This is a genomic window from Streptomyces sp. ASQP_92 (assembly GCF_025399895.1).
Lineage (GTDB): Bacteria > Actinomycetota > Actinomycetes > Streptomycetales > Streptomycetaceae > Streptomyces.
The window spans coordinates 93,510-112,130 of the sequence record NZ_JAODUA010000012.1; the positions used below are offsets into that span (position 1 = coordinate 93,510).

15 protein-coding genes, 1 tRNA gene and 1 riboswitch are annotated in these 18,621 nt (G+C 70.8%); of the genes, 3 read left to right on the forward strand and 13 right to left on the reverse strand.

Features of this window, described 5'->3' with window-relative positions:
- The first annotated feature begins 14 nt into the window (after positions 1–14).
- Positions 15–473, forward strand: a complete 459-nt coding sequence (locus tag N4G70_RS23850) for a nuclear transport factor 2 family protein (protein WP_261714857.1) — start codon at positions 15–17, stop codon at positions 471–473.
- Positions 474–551: 78 nt separating this feature from the next.
- Here N4G70_RS23850 and N4G70_RS23855 read toward each other — a convergent pair whose 3' ends face one another.
- Positions 552–1,427, reverse strand: a complete 876-nt coding sequence (locus tag N4G70_RS23855; RefSeq protein ID WP_261714744.1) for a Bax inhibitor-1/YccA family protein — start codon at positions 1,425–1,427, stop codon at positions 552–554.
- Between the two features lie 155 nt (positions 1,428–1,582).
- Positions 1,583–1,664, reverse strand: a tRNA-Leu gene (locus tag N4G70_RS23860).
- A gap of 445 nt (positions 1,665–2,109) precedes the next feature.
- Between N4G70_RS23860 and N4G70_RS23865 the strand changes: the two genes are divergently transcribed.
- Complete coding sequence (locus tag N4G70_RS23865; RefSeq protein ID WP_261714745.1) at positions 2,110–2,880, forward strand: ABC transporter ATP-binding protein; 771 nt, start codon at positions 2,110–2,112, stop codon at positions 2,878–2,880.
- 367 nt (positions 2,881–3,247) lie between these two features.
- The gene (locus tag N4G70_RS23870) at positions 3,248–5,776 is read left to right on the forward strand and encodes an ABC transporter permease (RefSeq protein ID WP_261714746.1); all 2,529 of its coding nucleotides are present in this window, start codon (positions 3,248–3,250) and stop codon (positions 5,774–5,776) included.
- Positions 5,777–5,857: 81 nt separating this feature from the next.
- Here the strand turns inward: N4G70_RS23870 and N4G70_RS23875 are convergent, their stop codons facing one another.
- From N4G70_RS23875 to N4G70_RS23930, 11 genes are all read right to left on the reverse strand, one after another.
- Positions 5,858–7,150 carry a class I SAM-dependent methyltransferase gene (locus tag N4G70_RS23875; protein ID WP_261714858.1) on the reverse strand — a complete coding sequence of 431 codons (1,293 nt, stop codon included), beginning with the start codon at positions 7,148–7,150 and terminating at the stop codon, positions 5,858–5,860.
- A gap of 261 nt (positions 7,151–7,411) precedes the next feature.
- Entirely contained in the window at positions 7,412–8,803 is a 1,392-nt protein-coding gene (locus N4G70_RS23880) for an NAD(P)/FAD-dependent oxidoreductase (protein ID WP_261714747.1), read from the reverse strand.
- Between the two features lie 369 nt (positions 8,804–9,172).
- Complete coding sequence (locus N4G70_RS23885) at positions 9,173–10,087, reverse strand: Ppx/GppA phosphatase family protein (protein WP_261714748.1); 915 nt, start codon at positions 10,085–10,087, stop codon at positions 9,173–9,175.
- The gene (locus N4G70_RS23890) at positions 10,084–10,617 is read right to left on the reverse strand and encodes a DUF501 domain-containing protein (RefSeq protein ID WP_261714749.1); all 534 of its coding nucleotides are present in this window, start codon (positions 10,615–10,617) and stop codon (positions 10,084–10,086) included. Before N4G70_RS23890 ends, N4G70_RS23885 begins: the two co-directional genes overlap by 4 nt.
- Before the next feature lie 30 nt (positions 10,618–10,647).
- A complete protein-coding gene (locus N4G70_RS23895; RefSeq protein WP_261714750.1) occupies positions 10,648–11,136 on the reverse strand; it encodes a septum formation initiator family protein in 489 nt (162 codons plus the stop codon).
- A gap of 137 nt (positions 11,137–11,273) precedes the next feature.
- Entirely contained in the window at positions 11,274–12,560 is a 1,287-nt protein-coding gene (gene eno / locus N4G70_RS23900) for a phosphopyruvate hydratase (RefSeq protein WP_261714751.1), read from the reverse strand.
- A 256-nt stretch (positions 12,561–12,816) separates the two neighbouring features.
- Positions 12,817–13,512 carry a LysM peptidoglycan-binding domain-containing protein gene (locus N4G70_RS23905; protein WP_261714752.1) on the reverse strand — a complete coding sequence of 232 codons (696 nt, stop codon included), beginning with the start codon at positions 13,510–13,512 and terminating at the stop codon, positions 12,817–12,819.
- A 3-nt stretch (positions 13,513–13,515) separates the two neighbouring features.
- A riboswitch (cyclic di-AMP (ydaO/yuaA leader) is annotated at positions 13,516–13,685 on the reverse strand.
- A gap of 257 nt (positions 13,686–13,942) precedes the next feature.
- Positions 13,943–14,977 carry a transglycosylase family protein gene (locus N4G70_RS37050; protein WP_315904285.1) on the reverse strand — a complete coding sequence of 345 codons (1,035 nt, stop codon included), beginning with the start codon at positions 14,975–14,977 and terminating at the stop codon, positions 13,943–13,945.
- Positions 14,978–15,120: 143 nt separating this feature from the next.
- Positions 15,121–16,371, reverse strand: a complete 1,251-nt coding sequence (locus N4G70_RS23920) for a cytochrome P450 (protein ID WP_261714753.1) — start codon at positions 16,369–16,371, stop codon at positions 15,121–15,123.
- Positions 16,372–16,838: 467 nt separating this feature from the next.
- A complete protein-coding gene (locus tag N4G70_RS23925) occupies positions 16,839–17,795 on the reverse strand; it encodes a nucleoside triphosphate pyrophosphohydrolase (RefSeq protein ID WP_261714754.1) in 957 nt (318 codons plus the stop codon).
- Between the two features lie 22 nt (positions 17,796–17,817).
- Entirely contained in the window at positions 17,818–18,492 is a 675-nt protein-coding gene (locus N4G70_RS23930) for a SurA N-terminal domain-containing protein (RefSeq protein WP_261714755.1), read from the reverse strand.
- Between the last annotated feature and the right edge of the window lie 129 nt (positions 18,493–18,621).

Genomic DNA, 18,621 nt, shown 5'->3' on the forward strand with positions numbered 1-18,621 from the left:
GCCCTGCCGAGGAGATCCCCGTCCGGCCTCCCGTGCCGCCGTTCACCGAGGCCGGGGCGCGCGCGAAGGTGCGGGCCGCCGAGGACGCCTGGAACACGCGTGACCCCGAACGGGTCGCGCTCGCCTACACAGAGGACTCGGTGTGGCGCAATCGCGACTCCTTCCTGACCGGCCGGGCGGAGATCCGCGCCTTCCTCGCCGCGAAGTGGCGCAGGGAGCTCGACTACGCGCTGCGCAAGGACCTGTGGGCGTACGGGGACGACCGGATCGCGGTCCGCTTCCAGTACGAGTGGCGTGACGCGGACGGCCGCCACTGGCGCTCGTACGGCAACGAACTGTGGGAGTTCGACGCGCACGGCCTGATGCGGCGACGTGAGGCGAGCATCAACGACGTACCCATCCGGGCCGAGGACCGGCGGATCCTCGGACCCCGGCGGCCCGGGGAGGACGGGGCCGCGTTGCCGCTGGAGTGACGCGGGGCCCGGTCGCACGAGGGGCCCCGCCCGGCAGTGCGCCGGGCGGGGCCCCTCGTGGTGTTCGCTACCCCGGGGTCAATCGTTGCCCTGGAGGATGGAGATCAGCCGCAGCGCCTCCAGGTAGATCCACACCAGGGTCATGGTGAGGCCGAAGGCCGCCAGCCAGGACTCCTCGCGCGGGGCGCCGTAGGTGATCCCGTCCTCGACCTGCTTGAAGTCGAGGGCGAGGAAGCACGCACCGAGGATGATGCCGATGATCCCGAAGAGGATGCCGAGGCCACCGCTGCGGAAGCCGAGGCCGTCCCCGCCGCCGAAGACGGCGAACAGCGAGTTGACCAGCATCAGGAGCACGAAGCCGATGGCCGCGGCCATGACGAAACCGGTGAAGCGGCGGTTGACCCGGATCAGCCGGGTCTTGTAGGCGATGAGCACGCCGGCGAAGACGGCCATCGTGCCCAGCACCGCCTGCGGCACCGCGCCCGCCGACACATACGTCGTGACGACCGAGCTGATCACGCCGAGGAAGACGCCCTCGAAGGCCGCGTACCCGAGGATCAGCGCCGGCGTCGGCCTGCGCTTGAAGGACTGCACCATGGCGAGGACGAACGCGATCAGCGCGGAACCGATGGCGATGCCGTAGGACTTGTTGATGTTCGCCGCGTCGACCGGCAGCGCCAGCCAGGCGACGACCGCACCCGCGACGACCGTGCCGAGCGTGATCGCGGTGCGCGAGACCACGTCGTCGATCGTCATCGCGCCGGAACGGGCCGGCGCCTGCGGGACGCCCTGCTGCGTGTCCTGCTGGGCGTACGGATTCGTCGCGTACGGGTTCGTGGGCGCCTGCGCGTACGGGTTGCCCCCGGCCTGCGGCTGCTGCGCGGTGTCGAAACCGGCGTAGCCGTTGTCGCGGCTGAACCCCCGTCGCGAGAAGACCGGGTTGCTGCTCCTCATCTCACTCCTCCATGGCCACCGTGCGCGGCCTTGCCGTCAAGGGTAATGGGCATGCAAAGAAACCACGTACTGCCTAGGGAGGATCTTCACGCGGGGAGGAGGGGTGTGCAAGGGTCCGACACCCCGACGCGCGGGGCGGCCGGAGCCTGCGTGAGTGCCCGGAGCCGGACTCGAACCGGCACGGCCCGAAGGCCAGCGAGGTTTAAGCTCGCCGTGTCTGCGTTCCACCATCCGGGCAAGGGCGCGCGGCTCCGCGTTTCGCGGGACGAGCCTAGCCGGGCGTGTCCCTCGAACAGCGGAACAGCTATCCGATGTTGTCTTATTTTATTGGCGCTTGAGGGTGCGTCAGCACAGCTCGGAGCGGTGTTGGCACATGCCGGAGGCGGTTGGCCGGGCGTCCGGGCCGTCCCGGAACGCGGAATGGGAATGACGGAAAGTCGATGCCCCGTCACACCATTCGCGCAGAGGTTGGCACGCCCCGCGGGAGTCCGCCCGGAGCGGCGGTCGCGGGCGCCTGGATCCGGTGACCGTCTCAGGGACGCCGTCATACCTCAGGAGGACGGAAGCGGCTCCCGCGTCCGACTCAAGAGGGCCCCCGAACGGGCACAGGGACTGACGATCCGGCGGCGGTGGGCGGCAAGGATGGGAACGTCCCCGAAAGCCGTTCGACAGGAGCACCTCCGTGACCACCATCCCCACCGCACACCGCGCGACCGCGGTGGCCGCCCGCGCCATCGAACTGTCGAAGGTCTACGGCACGGGCGAGACCCAGGTGGTCGCCCTCGACCAGGTCACGGTCGACTTCCGGCAGGGCGAGTTCACCGCGATCATGGGCCCCTCGGGCTCCGGCAAGTCCACGCTGATGCACTGCGTCGCCGGTCTGGACTCCTTCAGCTCCGGCGCCGTCCGCATCGGCGAGACCGAGCTCGGCTCCCTCAAGGACAAGCAGCTCACCCAGCTGCGCCGGGACAAGATCGGCTTCATCTTCCAGGCGTTCAACCTGCTGCCCACGCTGACCGCCCTGGAGAACATCACGCTGCCGATGGACATAGCGGGCCGCAAGCCGAACAAGCAGTGGCTCGACCAGGTCATCTCCATGGTGGGCCTCGCGGACCGCCTCGGCCACCGTCCCACCCAGCTCTCCGGCGGCCAGCAGCAGCGCGTCGCCGTGGCCCGCGCGCTCGCCTCCCAGCCGGAGATCATCTTCGGCGACGAGCCGACCGGAAACCTGGACTCGCGCTCCGGCGCGGAGGTTCTCGGCTTCCTGCGCAACTCGGTGCGCGAGCTCGGGCAGACGGTGGTCATGGTGACCCATGACCCGGTCGCCGCGTCCTACGCGGACCGGGTCATCTTCCTCGCCGACGGGCGGATCGTGGACGAGATGCTGCGGCCCAGTGCGGATGGGGTGCTCGACCGGATGAAGGCGTTCGAGGCGAAGGGCCGCACCAGCTAGCCCGAGCCGTCGGTGGCGCTGCCCCCGAACCCCCTGGGCGTGTTTCGCCCGCGCCCCGCACCGGCGGGGGCTCCGCCCCCTGCACCCCCGTTCGCGCCTGAACGGCGCTCGTCCTCAATCGCCGGACGGGCTAGGTATGCCCATGCTGCCCCGCACCGAATATTTAAGGGGCGCGGGGAACTGCGCGACCAGCCACGCACGGCCCGCAGACCGAAGGGCCCTCAGGGGCGCGGGGAACTGCGCGAACGGCCCCGCGGCCCCGCACGGCCCGCACCCATCCAGCACCGCCCCCTCCCCGGAGGGGCTCGCACCGCACCCTCCCCGGAGGGGCCGGCTCCAGAGAACTCACCAGGACTGAGAAGACCCCATGTTCAAGACCGCCCTGCGCAACGTGCTCGCGCACAAGGCCCGGCTGCTGATGACGGTGCTCGCCGTCATGCTCGGCGTCGCCTTCGTCTCCGGCACGCTCATCTTCACCGACACCCTCGGCAGCGCCTTCCGCAACCAGTCGTCCAAGAGCTACGACAAGGTGGCCGTGGCCGTCAGCTCGTACGGCAGTGCCGAGGACACCGAGCGGGAGCCCGGCATCAGCACGCGGACCCTCCAGAAGATGGCCGCGCTCGACGGGGTCGCCTCCGCCACCGGGCGCGTGGACGGCTTCGCCGGGGTGGCCGGCACCGACGGAAAGCTGATCGGGCAGGGCTGGGCCAACAAGGGGGGCAACTTCGCCCCCGGCAAGGACGGCAAGGACCCCTCGTACACCTTCGTCCAGGGCGCGGGCCCGGTACGGGACGACCAGATCGCCCTCGACAAGGACAGCGCCGACAAGGGTGAGTACGCGGTGGGCGACAGCGTGCGCGTCGCCACCAACGGGCCGGTCAGGACGTACAAGCTCGCCGGTGTCTTCACCACCGAGGACGGCCAGGTCAACGCGGGCGGCAGCCTCGTCCTCTTCGACACCGCCGTCGCCCAGCGCCTCTACCTCAAGCCGGGCTACTTCCAGAACGTGAACCTGGCCGCCACCCCCGGCGCCGACGCGCAGAAGATCCTCGACGAGGTCAAGCCGCTCCTGCCCAAGAACGCCGACGCCAAGACCGGCCAGGCGCTCGCCGACCGGGAGGCCAAGAGCATCAAGGAGGGCCTCAGCGGCCTCAACCAGATGCTGCTCGTCTTCGCCGGCATCTCCCTGTTCGTCGGCATCTTCCTGATCTCCAACACCTTCACCATGCTGGTCGCCCAGCGCACCCGTGAACTCGCCCTGATGCGCGCCGTGGGCGCCTCGCGCGGCCAGGTCCGGCGCTCGGTGCTCGCCGAGGCGCTGGTGGTCGGCGCCCTCGCCTCCGTCATCGGCTTCGCGCTCGGCATCGGGCTCGCGACCGGGCTGCGGTCCGTGATCGACATGTTCGGCGCCAAGATGCCCGCGGGCCCGCTGATCGTCACGGCCACGCCGGTGATCGCCTCGCTCGCGGTCGGCATCCTCGTCACCATGGTCGCCGCCCTGCTGCCCGCCTGGCGCGCCGCGAAGATCCCGCCGGTCGCCGCCATGAACAGCGTGCACGGCGTGGCCACCACCAAGTCCCTGGTCGTGCGGAACTCCATCGGCGGCGTCATCACGCTCGCCGGCGCCGCCGCCATCGTGGCCGGTGCCGCCACGGGCAAGGACGGCAAGTACATGATCGGCGCGGGTGCCTTCTTCGCCCTGATCGGCATCATCATCCTGATCCCGCTGCTGTCGCGCCCGGTCATCGCCCTCGTACGCCCCGCTCTGAGCAAGGTCTTCGGCGTCTCGGGCAAGCTCGCCAGCCAGAACGCGGTGCGCAACCCGCGCCGCACCGGCGCCACCGCCTCCGCGCTCGCCATCGGCCTGACCCTGGTCACGGGCCTCTCGGTGCTGGGCATCACGATCGGCACGGCCGTCGACAAGATGACCACCGACAACCTCAAGGCCGACTACCTGGTCCAGATGGCGGCCGGCGGTTCCGGGCTCGACCCGGAGGTCGTCTCCTCCCTGCGCAAGGCGCCCGGCGTCTCGGCGGTCTCGCCCAAGCAGTCCTCGTACCTGAAGATCGGTGACTCCGAGCAGTCGGTGGCCGGCGTCACGCCCGACATCGACAAGCTCATCAAGATCGAGCCGGTCTCCGGTTCGCTGGCCACTCTCGGCCGGGGGCAGCTCGCCGTCGACGACAAGACGGCTGCCAAGCACGGCTGGACGGCGGGGGCCAAGGTCGCTGTCGAGTTCGCGGACAAGAAGAAGGGCGAGCTGACGATCGGCGCGACCTACAAGGAGACAGAGTTCCTGGACTCGGTCCTCGCCCCGACCTCCGTGCTCGACGCGCACCAGAGCAAGGCCTACATTCCCGAGGTCTACGTCAAGGTGGACGGCGGCGCCACGAGCGCCCACGAGAAGGCCCTGGTCGACGCGTTGGGACAGAACCCGGCGATCAAGTTCATGGACCGGCAGGACATCCGCAACGAAGCCGGCGGCATGATCAACGCGATGCTCAACATCATGTACGGCCTGCTCGCGATGGCCCTGATCATCGCGGTGCTCGGCGTGATCAACACCCTCGCGATGTCGGTGTTCGAGCGCCAGCAGGAGATCGGCATGCTGCGGGCGATCGGCCTGGACCGTCGCAAGGTCAAGACCATGATCCGCCTGGAGGCCGTGGTCATCTCCTTGTTCGGCGCGGCGATCGGCGTCGGCCTCGGCTCCTTCCTCGCCTGGGCCATCGGCCAGACCATCAAGACCTCGATCCCGGGCTACGTCCTGGTCATGCCGTGGGACCGGATCGCCGTCTTCCTGCTGCTCGCCGGGCTGGTGGGCGTGCTCGCCGCGATGTGGCCGGCCCGCAGCGCCGCGAAGCTGAACATGCTCACGGCGATCAAGACCGAATAGCGGTCAACTGCGGTTGCACACAAGGCAGTTGAAGGGCCTCCGGGAGCGTTCGCGCTTCCCGGAGGCCCTTAGTGCGGGTACTCAGTTCCAGGTGCGGGCCCGCAGCGGCATCCCCGAGGCGCCGCTCACCGGGGTCTTCACCGCGAGGATCTGGTTGACGCCGATCCGGTTGCGTTCGAAGGAGAGCGCGGAGGCCGCCATGTAGAGCCGCCAGATCCTGGCCCGGCCGGGGCTGGTGTGGCGCACGGCGCGCGGCCAGTCGGACTCCAGGTTGGCCACCCACTGACGGAGCGTCAGGGCGTAGTGCTCCCGGATGGGTTCGACGTCCCGCGCCTCGAACCCGGCCTCCTCCAGGGCCGACAGGGTCCGCCCGACCGGGGCCAGCTCGCCGTCGGGGAAGACGTAGGCGTCGATGAACTCGTCGATGTGGTACGCCGATTCGTCCCGCTCGGGGCGCCGGGCGATCTGGTGGTTGAGCAGCCGGCCGCCGTCCCTGAGCAGGGCGTACAGGATGGCCGCATACTCCGCGTAGCGCTCCGAGCCGACATGCTCGGCCATCCCGATGGACGAAATGGCGTCGTAGGGACCGTCCTTGACGTCCCGGTAGTCCTGGACGCGGATCTCTATCCGGTCGGTCAGGCCCTCCTCCGCGATGCGCTTGCGGGCGTACGCCGCCTGCTCGCGCGAGAGCGTGATGCCGACGACACGGGCGCCGTACTCGCGGGCCGCGTGGATGGCCATCGAGCCCCAGCCGCAGCCGACGTCCAGGAGCCGGTCGCCCTCCTTGAGGGCCAACTTGCGGCAGACCAGGTCGAGTTTGTCGCGCTGGGCCTCTTCGAGGGTGGCCCCGGGGCTCTCCCAGTACGCGCACGAGTAGACCATCGAGGGGCCGAGCACCAGCGCGTAGAAGTCGTTGCCGACGTCGTAATGGTGGCTGATCGCCTCCTTGTCGCGCCGCTTGGTGTGCAGCCGTCCCGTGCGCCGGCGCACCTCCTCGGCGGGCGGGGCCGGCGGAGGCAGCGCGCCACCCAGTCTCACCAGCTCCTTGGCGGCGGCCCGCAGGCGCGGGTCGCGCGCCGGGTGCACCCGCTTGCCGGGCTCCTCCTCGCGCTCCCAGATCAGCCCGGACAGCCGGCCCAACAGGGCGTACAGGTCGCCCTCGACGTCGAGTTCACCGGCCACCCAGGCGCGGGCCAGGCCCAGTTCGCCCGGTTTCCACAGCAGTCGGCGCAGCGCGCGCCGATGGCGTACGACCAGAACGGGGGCTCCGGGCGGGCCCGCCTCGCTGCCGTCCCACGCCCTGATCCGTATCGGCAGGGCCTCCCCCAGCACATCCTCGGCAAGAGCGGTCAGCCGCAGCGCCGCGTCGGCCATCGCGCACACCTCCGTACCTCGCAGAAATGTCACAGCACCCTGGACAACACTGCCCGGGCGCGCGGCAATCCCGCTACCGCGCAGGGAGGTGACGAGGTGGCTTCATACAGCATCTTCCGTGGCCGAAACCCGGCTCCGGGCGCGAGGGCGCGGGAACCGGCACGGCACGCCGAAAGGGGGCGGGCACGCCCGAAGGGGCCGCCCGCACCACGGATGGCGGGCGACCCCTTCGGGAGGGAGCGGATGGAGCCGGGACCGGAGCTAGGAGGCCTTGGCCTTCTGCTCGTTCTTGCCCTCGACCTTGGCCGCGGGAGCCGGGGCGGGCTTGGCCGCCTCGTAGAACTCCTCGCGCGGGGTCTCCATCGCGCCGAGGGAGACGACCTCGCGCTTGAGGAACATCGCGAGCGTCCAGTCGGCGATCACACGGATCTTGCGGTTCCAGGTCGGCACGGCCAGACCGTGGTAGCCACGGTGCATGTACCAGGCGAGACGGCCCTTGAGCTTGATCTTCATCTTGCCCATGACGATCATCGCGACGCCCTTGTGGAGGCCGAGACCGGCCACCGCACCCTTGTTGGCGTGCGAGTACTCCTTCTGCGGGAAGCCCCGCATGCCGGAGACCACGTTGTCGCCGAGGACCTTCGCCTGGCGCAGCGCGTGCTGGGCGTTCGGCGGGCACCAGGCGTTCTCGACACCGGCCTTGCGCGAGGCGAGGTCGGGGACCTGGGCGTTGTCGCCGGCGGCCCAGATGTAGTCGGTGCCGGTGACCTGGAGGGTCGGCTGGGCGTCCACGTGGCCGCGCGGGCCGAGCGGGAGGCCGAAGCGGGACAGCGCCGGGTTGGGCTTGACGCCGGCGGTCCACACGATGGTGTTGGAGTCGACCTCGAGGCCGTTCTTCAGCACCACGTGGCCGTCGACGCAGGAGTCCATGGAGGTCGAGAGGTAGATCTCGACACCACGGCCCTCGAGGTGCTCCTTGCCCCAGCGGCCGAGCTCCGGGCCGACCTCGGGAAGGATCTTGTCGGCGGCGTCGACCAGGATGAAGCGCATGTCCTCGCGCTTGACGTTGGTGTAGTACTTGGCCGCGTCGCGGGCCATGTCCTCCACCTCGCCGATGGTCTCCGCGCCGGCGAAGCCGCCGCCCACGAAGACGAAGGTCAGCGCCTTGCGGCGGACGTCCTCGTCCGTGGTGGAGTCGGCCTTGTCGAGCTGCTCCAGGACGTGGTTGCGCAGGCCGATGGCCTCTTCCACGCCCTTCATGCCGATGCCCTGCTCGGCGAGGCCGGGGATCGGGAAGGTGCGGGAGACCGCACCCATCGCGATCACCAGGTAGTCGAAGGGCAGCTCGTAGGCCTCGCCGACGAGCGGCGCGACCGTGGCGACCTTGCGGTCCTGGTCGATGCTGGTGACCCGGCCGGTGAGCACCTCGGCTCCACGCACGACGCGTCGCAGCGGGACGACGACGTGGCGCGGCGAGATGCTGCCTGCGGCGGCTTCGGGGAGGAAGGGCTGGTACGTCATGTACGAGCGCGGGTCGACGACCGTGACGGTCGCTTCCGCGTAACGCATCTTCTTGAGAATGCGTCGCGCTGCGTACAGGCCTACGTACCCGCCACCTACTACGAGGATCCTGGGACGCTCCGTGGTGCTCATGCCATCGAGTATCCACCCGCCCGGGGCCCCCTGCTCGTGCGCCCCTTCACAAGGATCGCAAGGCCCTCTGCTACACTGCGCGGCCCACGTGACCGAGGTCATGGCGCCCGGAGGGAACCACGGTGTACGGGGGAACGTTGTTCACCCCTCCTGAACTGGCCTCCCCCGCCTCGGGCGTGGTGGACCACTGCCGGGAGAAACGCAGGCGTAACACGGTCAGCACCGTGGGGAATGCCCGGGGAAGACGCCCCCGGGCCTCGGAAAGCGGTACTCGGACCACTTTCTTCGGCCCGAGGGCCCCCATTCCTTGTGAAGAACTTCACGAACTTTCTCGCGGAGCGCGGCCCAGCGGCCCCGCAGAGACCGCGATCAGGCGATCGACCAGGCGATTCCGTCCAGAATGTCGTGCTCGCTCACCACGACCTCACGGGCTCCGGTCCGCTCCATGATGGCCAGCAGGACCAGCGCTCCGGCCCCGATCACGTCGATCCGGCCCGGATGCAGCACGGGGATCGCGGTGCGCTCCTCGTGGGTGGAGGCGAGCAGGCGCGCGGTGATCGCGGCGACCTCCTCGTGAGAGATCCGTGAATGATGGATGGCGGCCGAGTCGTACCCGGTCAGACCGAGCGAGATCGCGGCGATGGTGGTGACCGAACCGGCCAGGCCCACCAGCGTGCGCGGCTCCCGCAGCGGCACGGTTCGCTCGGCGAGGTCCAGGGCCGCCTCGATGTCGGCCCGGATCGCGGCGATCTGCTCGGGCGTCGCCGGGTCGCCGGGGTGGTGACGCTCCGTCATCCGCACACAGCCGATGTCGACCGAGCGGGCGGCCTCGACACCGGTGGAGCCGACCACGAACTCGGTGGAGCCGCCGCCGATGTCGACGACCAGATAGTCGCCGTCGCCGGACAGCTCCTTGGTGGCGCCCACGAAGGAGAACTCGGCCTCCTGGTCGCCCGAGATCACCTCGGGCTCGACGCCCAGGATCTCCAGGACCCCGCGCACGAACTCGTCGCGGTTCTCCGCGTCGCGCGAGGCGGAGGTCGCCACGAAGCGGATGCGCTCCGCGCCGAGCTCCTTGATGACGGCGGCGTACTCGCGGCACGCCGCGAACGTCCGCTCCAGCGCCTCGGGGGCCAGTCGGCCGGTGCGGTCCACACCCTGGCCGAGCCGCACGATGGTCATGCGGCGGTCGAGGTCGGTGATCTCCCCGGTGGCCGGGTCGGCGTCGGCGACCAGCAGGCGGATGGAGTTGGTGCCGCAGTCGATCGCGGCGACCCGCGTCACTTCTCGTCCCCCTCGCCGCACGGCGTCACGCACGGGCCCTTCGCCCACCACTCGGGAAGCAGCGCGATCGCCTCGTCGCCGAGCGGGTTCACACCCGGGCCGGCCGCCAGCGAGTGACCCACCAGGACGTGCAGGCACTTGACCCGGTCCGGCATGCCGCCGGCGCTCGGGAAGCCCTCCAGGACCTCGATGGCGTCACGGCGCGCGATGTAGTCCTCGTGCGCCGCGCGGTAGGCCGCGGCGAGTTCGGGGTCGCCGGCGAGGCGCTCCGTCATGTCCTTCATGACGCCGTTGGCCTCCAGGGTGCCGATCGCGGAGGCGGCACGCGGGCACGTCAGGTAGTACGTCGTCGGGAAGGGCGTGCCGTCCTCCAGGCGCGGGGCCGTCTCGACGACGTCCGGGTTGCCGCAGGGGCAGCGGTGCGCGATCGCGCGCAGACCGCGCGGGGGGCGGCCCAACTGCTGCTTGAAGGCGGCGATGTCCGCGTCGGTGGGCTCGGTGCGGTCGGTCTGGGGCGGGGGCGTTTCCATGCCTGGGTCAGTCTCTATCGCTAGCGGTGGTCAGTTGGAAGAACGGTCGGCCTTGTCGACGCCGTCCCAGAGGTTGGAGTGCCAGGCGCGGCCGGTCGCGCCCTTGTCCTCGCGGTGCTTGTCGGCCGCGCCCGGGTCGACGACGGTGAAGCCGGTCTCCCCCGGGAACTGCATGTGCAGATGCTCGCGGGCCAGCTTCTCGATGTACGCGTCGTCCTGGAGGCGCGCCTTCTCGTCCCGCAGCCGTTCGACCGCCTGCTGGGCGTCGGCGGCCTTGCGCTGCTGGTCGGCGATGTCGCCGCGCTGCGACACGTACTGCCGCATGGGGTAGGCGAGCGCCACGATCAGGGAGCAGAGCACCAGGGCCAGCAGCGCCGCGCGGCCGGTGAGGCGCGAGCGGCGGGCCTGGCGCTTGTTCTGCGAGCGGTAGACGCGGGCCGCGGTCTGCTCGCCGAGCACCTTGAGCCGGGCCGCGGTGGAGAACCGGTCACGGTCCTTGACCTTGGCTTCCTTGCCCATCGCTCTCCGCCTCCCCATCACACACGTACGTCCCCGGACACGGTACGGGACCGCGGCCGGGGACGTACGGACGACTGGCTAGGGCGTCAGCCCTTCAAAAGCGTCAGCCTTCGAAGCGGCTCAGCCCGTGAAGCTGCTCAGCCCTTGAAGCGCGGGAAGGCGCTGCGGCCCGCGTACACCGCGGCGTCGTCGAGGATCTCCTCGATGCGCAGCAGCTGGTTGTACTTGGCGACGCGGTCCGAGCGGGCCGGGGCGCCGGTCTTGATCTGGCCGCAGTTCACCGCGACGGCGAGGTCGGCGATGGTGACGTCCTCGGTCTCGCCCGAGCGGTGGGACATCATGCACTTGAAGCCGTTGCGCTGGGCCATCTCGACGGCGTCCAGCGTCTCGGTCAGCGAGCCGATCTGGTTGACCTTGACGAGCAGGGCGTTGGCGGAGCCCTCCTCGATGCCGCGGGCGAGGCGCTCGGGGTTGGTGACGAACAGGTCGTCGCCGACGATCTGCACCTTGGCGCCCAGACGCGAGGTGATGGTGTTCCAGCCGGCCCAGTCGTCCTCGAACAGCGGGTCCTCGATGGAGACCAGCGGGTACGCGGCGACGAGCTCCTCGTAGTACTCGGTCATCTCGGCGGCCGAGCGGGACTTGCCCTCGAACTCGTACTTGCCGTCCTTGTAGAACTCGGACGCGGCGACGTCGAGCGCGAGCGCGACGTCCTTGCCCGGGGCGTAACCGGCCTCCTTGATGGCCTCGACGATGAGGTCGAGGGCGGCGCGGTTGGACTCCAGGTTCGGCGCGAAGCCGCCCTCGTCGCCGAGGCCGGTGGACAGGCCCTTGCGCTTCAGGACGCCCTTCAGCGTGTGGTAGACCTCGGCACCCCAGCGAAGGGCCTCGGAGAAGGACTCCGCGCCGATCGGGGCGATCATGAACTCCTGGATGTCGACGTTGGAGTCCGCGTGGGAGCCGCCGTTGAGGATGTTCATCATCGGGACGGGCAGCAGGTGCGCGTTGGGGCCGCCGAGGTAGCGGAAGAGCGGCAGGTCGCTGGCCTCGGAGGCGGCGTGCGCGACGGCGAGCGAGACGCCGAGGATGGCGTTGGCGCCGAGCGAGCCCTTGTTGTCGGTGGCGTCCAGGTCGAACATGGCCTGGTCGATCAGGCGCTGCTCGGTGGCGTCGTAGCCGACGAGCTCCGGGCCGATCTGCTCGATGACGGCGAGGACGGCCTTCTCGACACCCTTGCCGCCGTAGCGGTTGGGGTCGCCGTCGCGAAGCTCGATGGCCTCGAAGGCACCGGTGGAGGCGCCGGACGGAACTGCAGCACGGCCGGTGCTGCCGTCGTCGAGGCCGACCTCGACCTCGACCGTGGGGTTGCCTCGGGAGTCCAGGATTTCCCGGGCTACGACGACGTCGATGGACGGCACGAGCATCTCCTTCTGGGATGTGACGCTAGATGTGACGCAAGCATGCAAGGTCCGGGCGGGGTCGCTTCGCCTTGCGACAAGAGCCTAACCGGCTCCGGGGCTCCGGTCGGCCCCGTGCCCGCCTCCTGGGACGAAAAAGGGCCCAAGAGCGCGGATTCCGGGGCAAAGGACCACAACCCTACTGCCCGGTAATAGCGAAAACCCCGGCCCGGCGCGTACGGGGGAATGCGCGCCGGGCCGGGGGGACCTGGGTGGGCCGGACTCAGCCGAGGTGCAGCTTCTGGCCCGGGAAGATCAGGTTCGCGTCCTTGACGATGTCCTTGTTCAGCTCGAACAGGTGCTGCCAGCCGCCCTTGGTGCTGTTGGTGGCCGCGATGGTGCCGAGGGTGTCGCCGGACTTGACGGTGTACTCGCCATCGCCCTGCTTGACCGGCTCGCTGCGCTCCTCGCTGCGGCTCGCCTTCGGCGCGGACTCGGCGCGCTGCGACTTCTGCTGCGGGGCGGCCTTCTGCTTCGACGGCTTGGCCGGCTTGGCGGGCTTCGCGGCCGAGGAGCCGGAGGTGTCGACGTCGGCCTTGCTGCCGCCGGACGTCAGGTTGCCGGCGCCGGCGCAGGACCAGGCACCCGGGCCCTGGATCGCGAGCAGCCGCTCGGCGGCGGCTATCTGCTGGCCCTTGGTGGCGAGGTCGGCGCGCGAGGCGTACTGGGTGCCGCCGGCGGCGGCCCAGGAGGACTGCGAGAACTGAAGGCCACCGTAGTAGCCGTTGCCGGTGTTGATGGACCAGTTGCCGCCGGACTCGCACTGGGCGACGGCGTCCCAGGTCGAGACGGAGGCGGCGGAAGCGTTGCCGGCCGCCATCAGCGGAGCGGCGACAGCGACACCGGTGACGCCGGCCAGCGTGGCGACACGGACGGCCTTGGACGGGCGGCGGTGCTTGCCCTTGCCGGAAAGCAGCATGGAAGTTCTCCTCACCGACGCCTGCGAGGTGAGCTGTCGGGTTCGGGCGTGAGCTGCCCGGCCGAGCGACGATGCGCCCGTCTTCACCCCAAGCCGTTGACGGCAGTCACGTGAACTGCCGGGCCCGGCACTTACCTTGGGTCCCCCGCTCCTGCCTACGGCGCATAAGCGTCGACTGTTCCCATCGGCCGACGGCAGGATTCGGCGTGCTCGGTCGACGGGGCTCGCGGTGACGAGCGAGTCCGACGAAAACACACGCCCCGCCAATGTTCAAAGAGGCACATCGGGGAGAAATCCCCCCTACTTGCCTGCACAGAACGGGTGTTTTCGCAGGTGAGGGGCGGGGTGGACGGACCGGGCAGACAGGACACGCCAGTTGGAGCGAAGAGACCCATGTCTCACTTGCACAACACGGACATAGGCCTTCGAACTACCCCTGCTTCGGGACCGAGTTCGGGGTCGTCGGAGCGGCCTTCGCGTCCGTCAGGGCCAGGCTCTGGCCAGGCAGGATGAGGTTCGGGTCGGTTCCGATGAGCTGCTCGTTGGCGTGGTAGAGCGCGGGCCAGCCGCCCTGGATCTTGTTCGCGTCGGCGATGGCGGACAGATTGTCGCCGGGGCGGACGGTGTAGTCGCCGTTGGCCGCAGGGGCGTTACCGGCCTCACGTGAGGCACCGTCACCCCGCGAGGCGTGCTGTCCGGAGTCGCGGCTCGGGGCGGACCCGTCCGCGGCGCCCGAGGCCGGACCGGTCGATCCGGCCGATCCGGTCGATCCGGCCGAACCCGCCGGAGCCGTCGAGTTGCCCGGGCCGGCCGGGGCGTCCGTGCCGGTCCCCCGGGGCGCGGTGCCGGCGCTCCCCTCCGGCGCGGGCGTGCCCCGGTGCTTGCCGGGGCCCTCCGGCGTGGACCCGGACGGCGCCGGGGACTTGGCCGGGTCGACCGGCAGGACGGCGTCCGGGGACGGCTTGGCGGGGGTCGAACCGGCCGGCGGCCGGGTCGCGTCGGGCGCCTTGGTCGCGGGGGCCGTCGGGACGGGCGAGGCCGTGCCGGCGGGCGTGCGGGGCACGCCCGGGTCGACGTCCGCCGCGCCGCCGCCCGTGGTGAGCCCGGCGCCGGTACCGCAGTTCGCGAAGGCCTGGGCGCCCTTGGCCGCGAGCACCTTCTCGGCGACGGCTATCTGCTGGGCGCGGCTGGCGAGGTCGGCACGCTGGGCGTACTCGTTGCCGCCGTACGCCTCCCAGGTCGCCTGCGAGAACTGGAGTCCGCCGTACAGGCCGTTGCCGAAGTCGGCGCTCCACATTCCGCCGGACTCACAGGCGGCCACCTCGTTCCAGGTGTTCGCGTCCGCGGCGTTCGCGCCGGTCGCGGCGAGCAGCGGAAGCGCGAGAGCGGATCCGGTCACTCCTGCCGCGACGACGAGGGCGGGTGCCTGGCGGGGTCGACGATGCCGTCCATTCCCGGAGCGCATGCGAAAAGCCTTCCGTGTGACTGCTGAGCCGAATGAACGGTGAAGGTAGCCGCACTCGAACGTTTGTCACAAGTCGATGCCCCCACGATCACATAAAAGTCACAGTCTTGACGGTCCGTCAGAAATCGCGCGGGTACGGGGCCTCAGCGCGGCGGCGTGAACGCGACCGGCAGGGTGCGCAGACCTCGCATGATGAGCCCGCCGCGCCAGCGCAGGTCGTCGGGGTCCACCGCGAGCCTCAGGTCCGGAAGGCGCCGCAGCAGGGTCGCAAGCGCGGTCTGCCCTTCGAGGCGGGCGAGCGGGGCGCCGAGGCAGTAGTGGATGCCGTGCCCGTAGCCGAGGTGCTGGTTGTCGCGGCGGCCGAGGTCGAGGGTGTCGGGGTCGGCGAAGCGGTCGGGGTCGCGGTCGGCCGCGGCCAGCACCACGAGGACCGGGTCGCCTGCCGCGATGTCCTGCCCGCCGAGCGTCAGCGGCTCCATGGCGAACCGCCAGGTCGCCAGCTCGACCGGCCCGTCGAAGCGCAGGAGCTCCTCGACCCCGGTCTCCAGGAGGTCGCTCTCCCCCGCGGCGAGCGAGCGCTGGAGGCGCTCGCGCTGCCCGGAATCGCGCAGCAGGGCGTACATGCCGTTCCCGATGAGGTTGACCGTCGTCTCGAACCCGGCGAACAACAGGATGAAGGCCATGGCGGCGGCCTCGTTCTCCGTCAGGTGCTCGCCGTGGTCGCTGGCCTCGATGAGCCGCGAGATGAGGTCGTCCCCCGGGTTCTCGCGCTTCTTGTGGATGAGCTCGGCGAGGTAGTCGCGCATCTTCTTGACCGAGCGCGCGACGCCGCCGCGCGGGCCGCCGCCGTGCCGGATCATCATGCCCGCCCAGTCGCGGAAGTCGTCCTGGTCCTCGCGCGGTACGCCCAGCAGGTCGCAGATGGCGTAGATGGGCAGCGGGAAGGCGAACTCGTGGATGAGGTCGGCCTCCCCCTTCTCCGCGAACGCGTCGATGAGCCGGTCGGTCAACTCCTGTACGCGGGGCGCGAATTGGGCGACCGTACGGGGAGTGAACGCCTTCGACACGAGGCGCCTGAGCCGGGTGTGGTCGGGCGGGTCGATGTTGAGCAGATGCGTCATCAGCTCGGCCTTGCGCTCGCCCGGGATGCCCGTCTTGCCCTTGGCGTGGGCGGGCTCGTCGTGGTGCGCGGGGTTCTTGGAGAGCCGCTGGTCGGCGAGGGCCTGCTTGGCGTCCCCGTACCGCGTCACCAGCCACGCCTCGACGCCGCTCGGCAGCCGGGTGCGGTGCACGGGGGCGTGCGTTCTGAGCCAGGCGTAGGCGGGGTAGGGGTTGGTGGCGAACTCCCAGGTGAAGAGTTCCGGGGCGGTGGGTGGGGTGGGGTTGTCCTGCACGGCTCGACGGTATCCCGGCTCCCTCCCCGCCCGTGCCGGCCCGCACCGACCCCGCGTGGGCGCGGGGAACTGCGCCCGCAGGCGCCCTGGGGCTCCGCCCCAGACCCCGTATCGCGCCTGAACGGCGCTCGTCCTCAAACGCCGGACGGGCTGGGTATGCCTGCACTGCCCCGCACCGAGCAGCCAAGGGGCGCGAGGAACTGCGCGCCCAGCCACACACGGCCCGCAGGCGCCCTGGGGCTCCGCCCCAGACCCCGTATCGCGCCTGAACGGCGCTCGTCCTCAAACGCCGGACAGGCTGAAGGTGCCCCCGCACCGGGCAGTCAGGGGCGCGAGGAACTGCGCGAGAAGCGACCACGGCCCGCAGTATCGAGAGGGGTTAGGGGCGCGGGGAACTGCGCGACCAGCCACGCACGGCCCGCAGGCGACCGGCCCCCGCAGGGTTTAGGGAAGGGGCGGGGTGGGGGCTACTCCGCCGCGCGGATCGCCTCCCGGTACGCCCGGGCCGCCGCCCGCAACGCCGCCTCCGGGTCCACCCCCACCCGCTCCGCCTCCGCCGCCAGCTCCAGCAGCCGGTAGCCCACGCCCTCCCCGGAGGGGAGCGGGACCTCGAGGCCCGCCGTGTGCGCGCGGGCGGACAGCTTGGCCGCGAGGGCCAGGGCCGGCTGGCCCAGCGGCACCCCGTCCGTCACCGACGCCCGCCGCTTCTCGACCGCCTTCATCCGCAGCCAGTGCTCCTTGACCTCCTCCGGCGTCTCGGCCGTCTCGGAGCCGAACACATGCGGATGCCGGTGGATGAGCTTCTCCACGATCCCGGCCGCGACGTCGTCCACGGAGAACGGCTCCTCCGCGTCCTCCTCGGCGATCCGCGCGTGGAAGACGACCTGGAGCAACACGTCGCCGAGCTCCTCGCGCAGCTCGTCGCGGTCCCCCTCCTCCACCGCCTCGACGAGTTCGTACGCCTCCTCCAGCGCGTACTTGGCGAGGCCCTTGTGGGTCTGCTGCGAGGACCAGGGGCAGGAGCGCCGGATGCGGTCCATGACCTGGACGAGGTCGAGCAGGCGCGCGCCCGGCAGATCGTAGGAGCCGGGGAGCAGTTCGAGGTTCGGCATCTGGACCCGGCCGGAGCCGGCGAGCCGGGCGAGGCCGTCGGTCAGGTCGCGGTCGCCCTCGCCGGAGGGCAGCACGACGACGGTGCGGCCGCCCGCGCACACCTCGACCAGTTCGCGCGCCTCGGGCACCGAGATCTCCACCGCGACGCCGGCCTCCCGCAGATACGGAAGCTGCGGGTGCCCGGCGTCGGGGCACAGGACGAGGTCGGCGGCGCGCAGGGTCTCCCACGCGGGCCAGGACAACAGGCCGGGGGCGACCCGGTGGCTCGCGGTGAGCAGAACGATTCGGCCGGGTTCTTGAGCAGCGGTCACCCCTCGAACCTACCCCGGCGGCTCAGCCGGTCGACGCGGAGTCCTCGGGGTCGACCTGCTGGTCGTCGGTGGCGCCCTGGACGGGCGCGACCTTGGTCTTGGCGATCCAGGGGGCCTGGTAGTCGGCGAGCTGGATCTGGCTCGCGTTCCAACTGCCGTAGCGCGGGTTCACGTCCACCTTCAGGTCCTTGGACGCCTTGACCAGGGCGGGCAGCAGATCCTGCTGGGTGCGGGCGCCGATCGCGCCGGCCAGCTTCTGCTCGGTGACCTGGCGCCGGACATAGGTGTCGATCTGGTCGGGGGCGAGCCCGCCGTTGCCGAGCGCCTGCTCGCGCAGCTGGTCCTCACCGCCGGCCTGCCGCACCATCGCGGCCCGCGCGTCCTGGACCTCCTTGGGGCTGACGCTCACCCCGGCCTGCTCGGCGGCGCGCGCCAGGACCCGGTCGAAGATCATGTTGCTGAGCTTCACCTTGCCGAGCTGCCCCGAGTCCTTGATCAACTGGGCGGACTGCGGGGAGTTCTGCTGTGCCGTCCGTACGTCCTTGACCTCGGCCTGGAGCGCGGAGACCTCGATCCGCTCGCCCCCGACGACGGCTGCGGCCCCAGGATGGGCCGTACTCCCGCAGGCCGCGAGGAGCGGACCCGCGGCGAGCAGGGCGACGGAGACGGAGAGCGCGGTACGACGGCGGCGGTGCAAAGGAGCCTCCCGGCGGAGCAGATACGTGCGGCATGGCGACGAACCTTGCTAAGACCTTGCGATGATCGATGGTAGGCAGTCGACGTGGCCGGGGCCACTGATTCGCCCAACGATTCGGGGCCCCCATCG

What these genes read in the sequence shown, in the direction of transcription:
- N4G70_RS23855 (WP_261714744.1), bottom strand. Translation starts at nt 1,427, where the DNA reads ATGAGGAGCAGCAACCCGGTCTTCTCGCGACGGGGGTTCAGCCGCGAC.
- N4G70_RS23870 (WP_261714746.1), top strand. Translation starts at nt 3,248, where the DNA reads ATGTTCAAGACCGCCCTGCGCAACGTGCTCGCGCACAAGGCCCGGCTG.
- N4G70_RS23875 (WP_261714858.1), bottom strand. Translation starts at nt 7,150, where the DNA reads ATGGCCGACGCGGCGCTGCGGCTGACCGCTCTTGCCGAGGATGTGCTG.
- N4G70_RS23880 (WP_261714747.1), bottom strand. Translation starts at nt 8,803, where the DNA reads ATGAGCACCACGGAGCGTCCCAGGATCCTCGTAGTAGGTGGCGGGTAC.
- N4G70_RS23890 (WP_261714749.1), bottom strand. Translation starts at nt 10,617, where the DNA reads ATGGAAACGCCCCCGCCCCAGACCGACCGCACCGAGCCCACCGACGCG.
- N4G70_RS23895 (WP_261714750.1), bottom strand. Translation starts at nt 11,136, where the DNA reads ATGGGCAAGGAAGCCAAGGTCAAGGACCGTGACCGGTTCTCCACCGCG.
- eno (WP_261714751.1), bottom strand. Translation starts at nt 12,560, where the DNA reads ATGCTCGTGCCGTCCATCGACGTCGTCGTAGCCCGGGAAATCCTGGAC.
- N4G70_RS23905 (WP_261714752.1), bottom strand. Translation starts at nt 13,512, where the DNA reads ATGCTGCTTTCCGGCAAGGGCAAGCACCGCCGCCCGTCCAAGGCCGTC.
- N4G70_RS37050 (WP_315904285.1), bottom strand. Translation starts at nt 14,977, where the DNA reads ATGCGCTCCGGGAATGGACGGCATCGTCGACCCCGCCAGGCACCCGCC.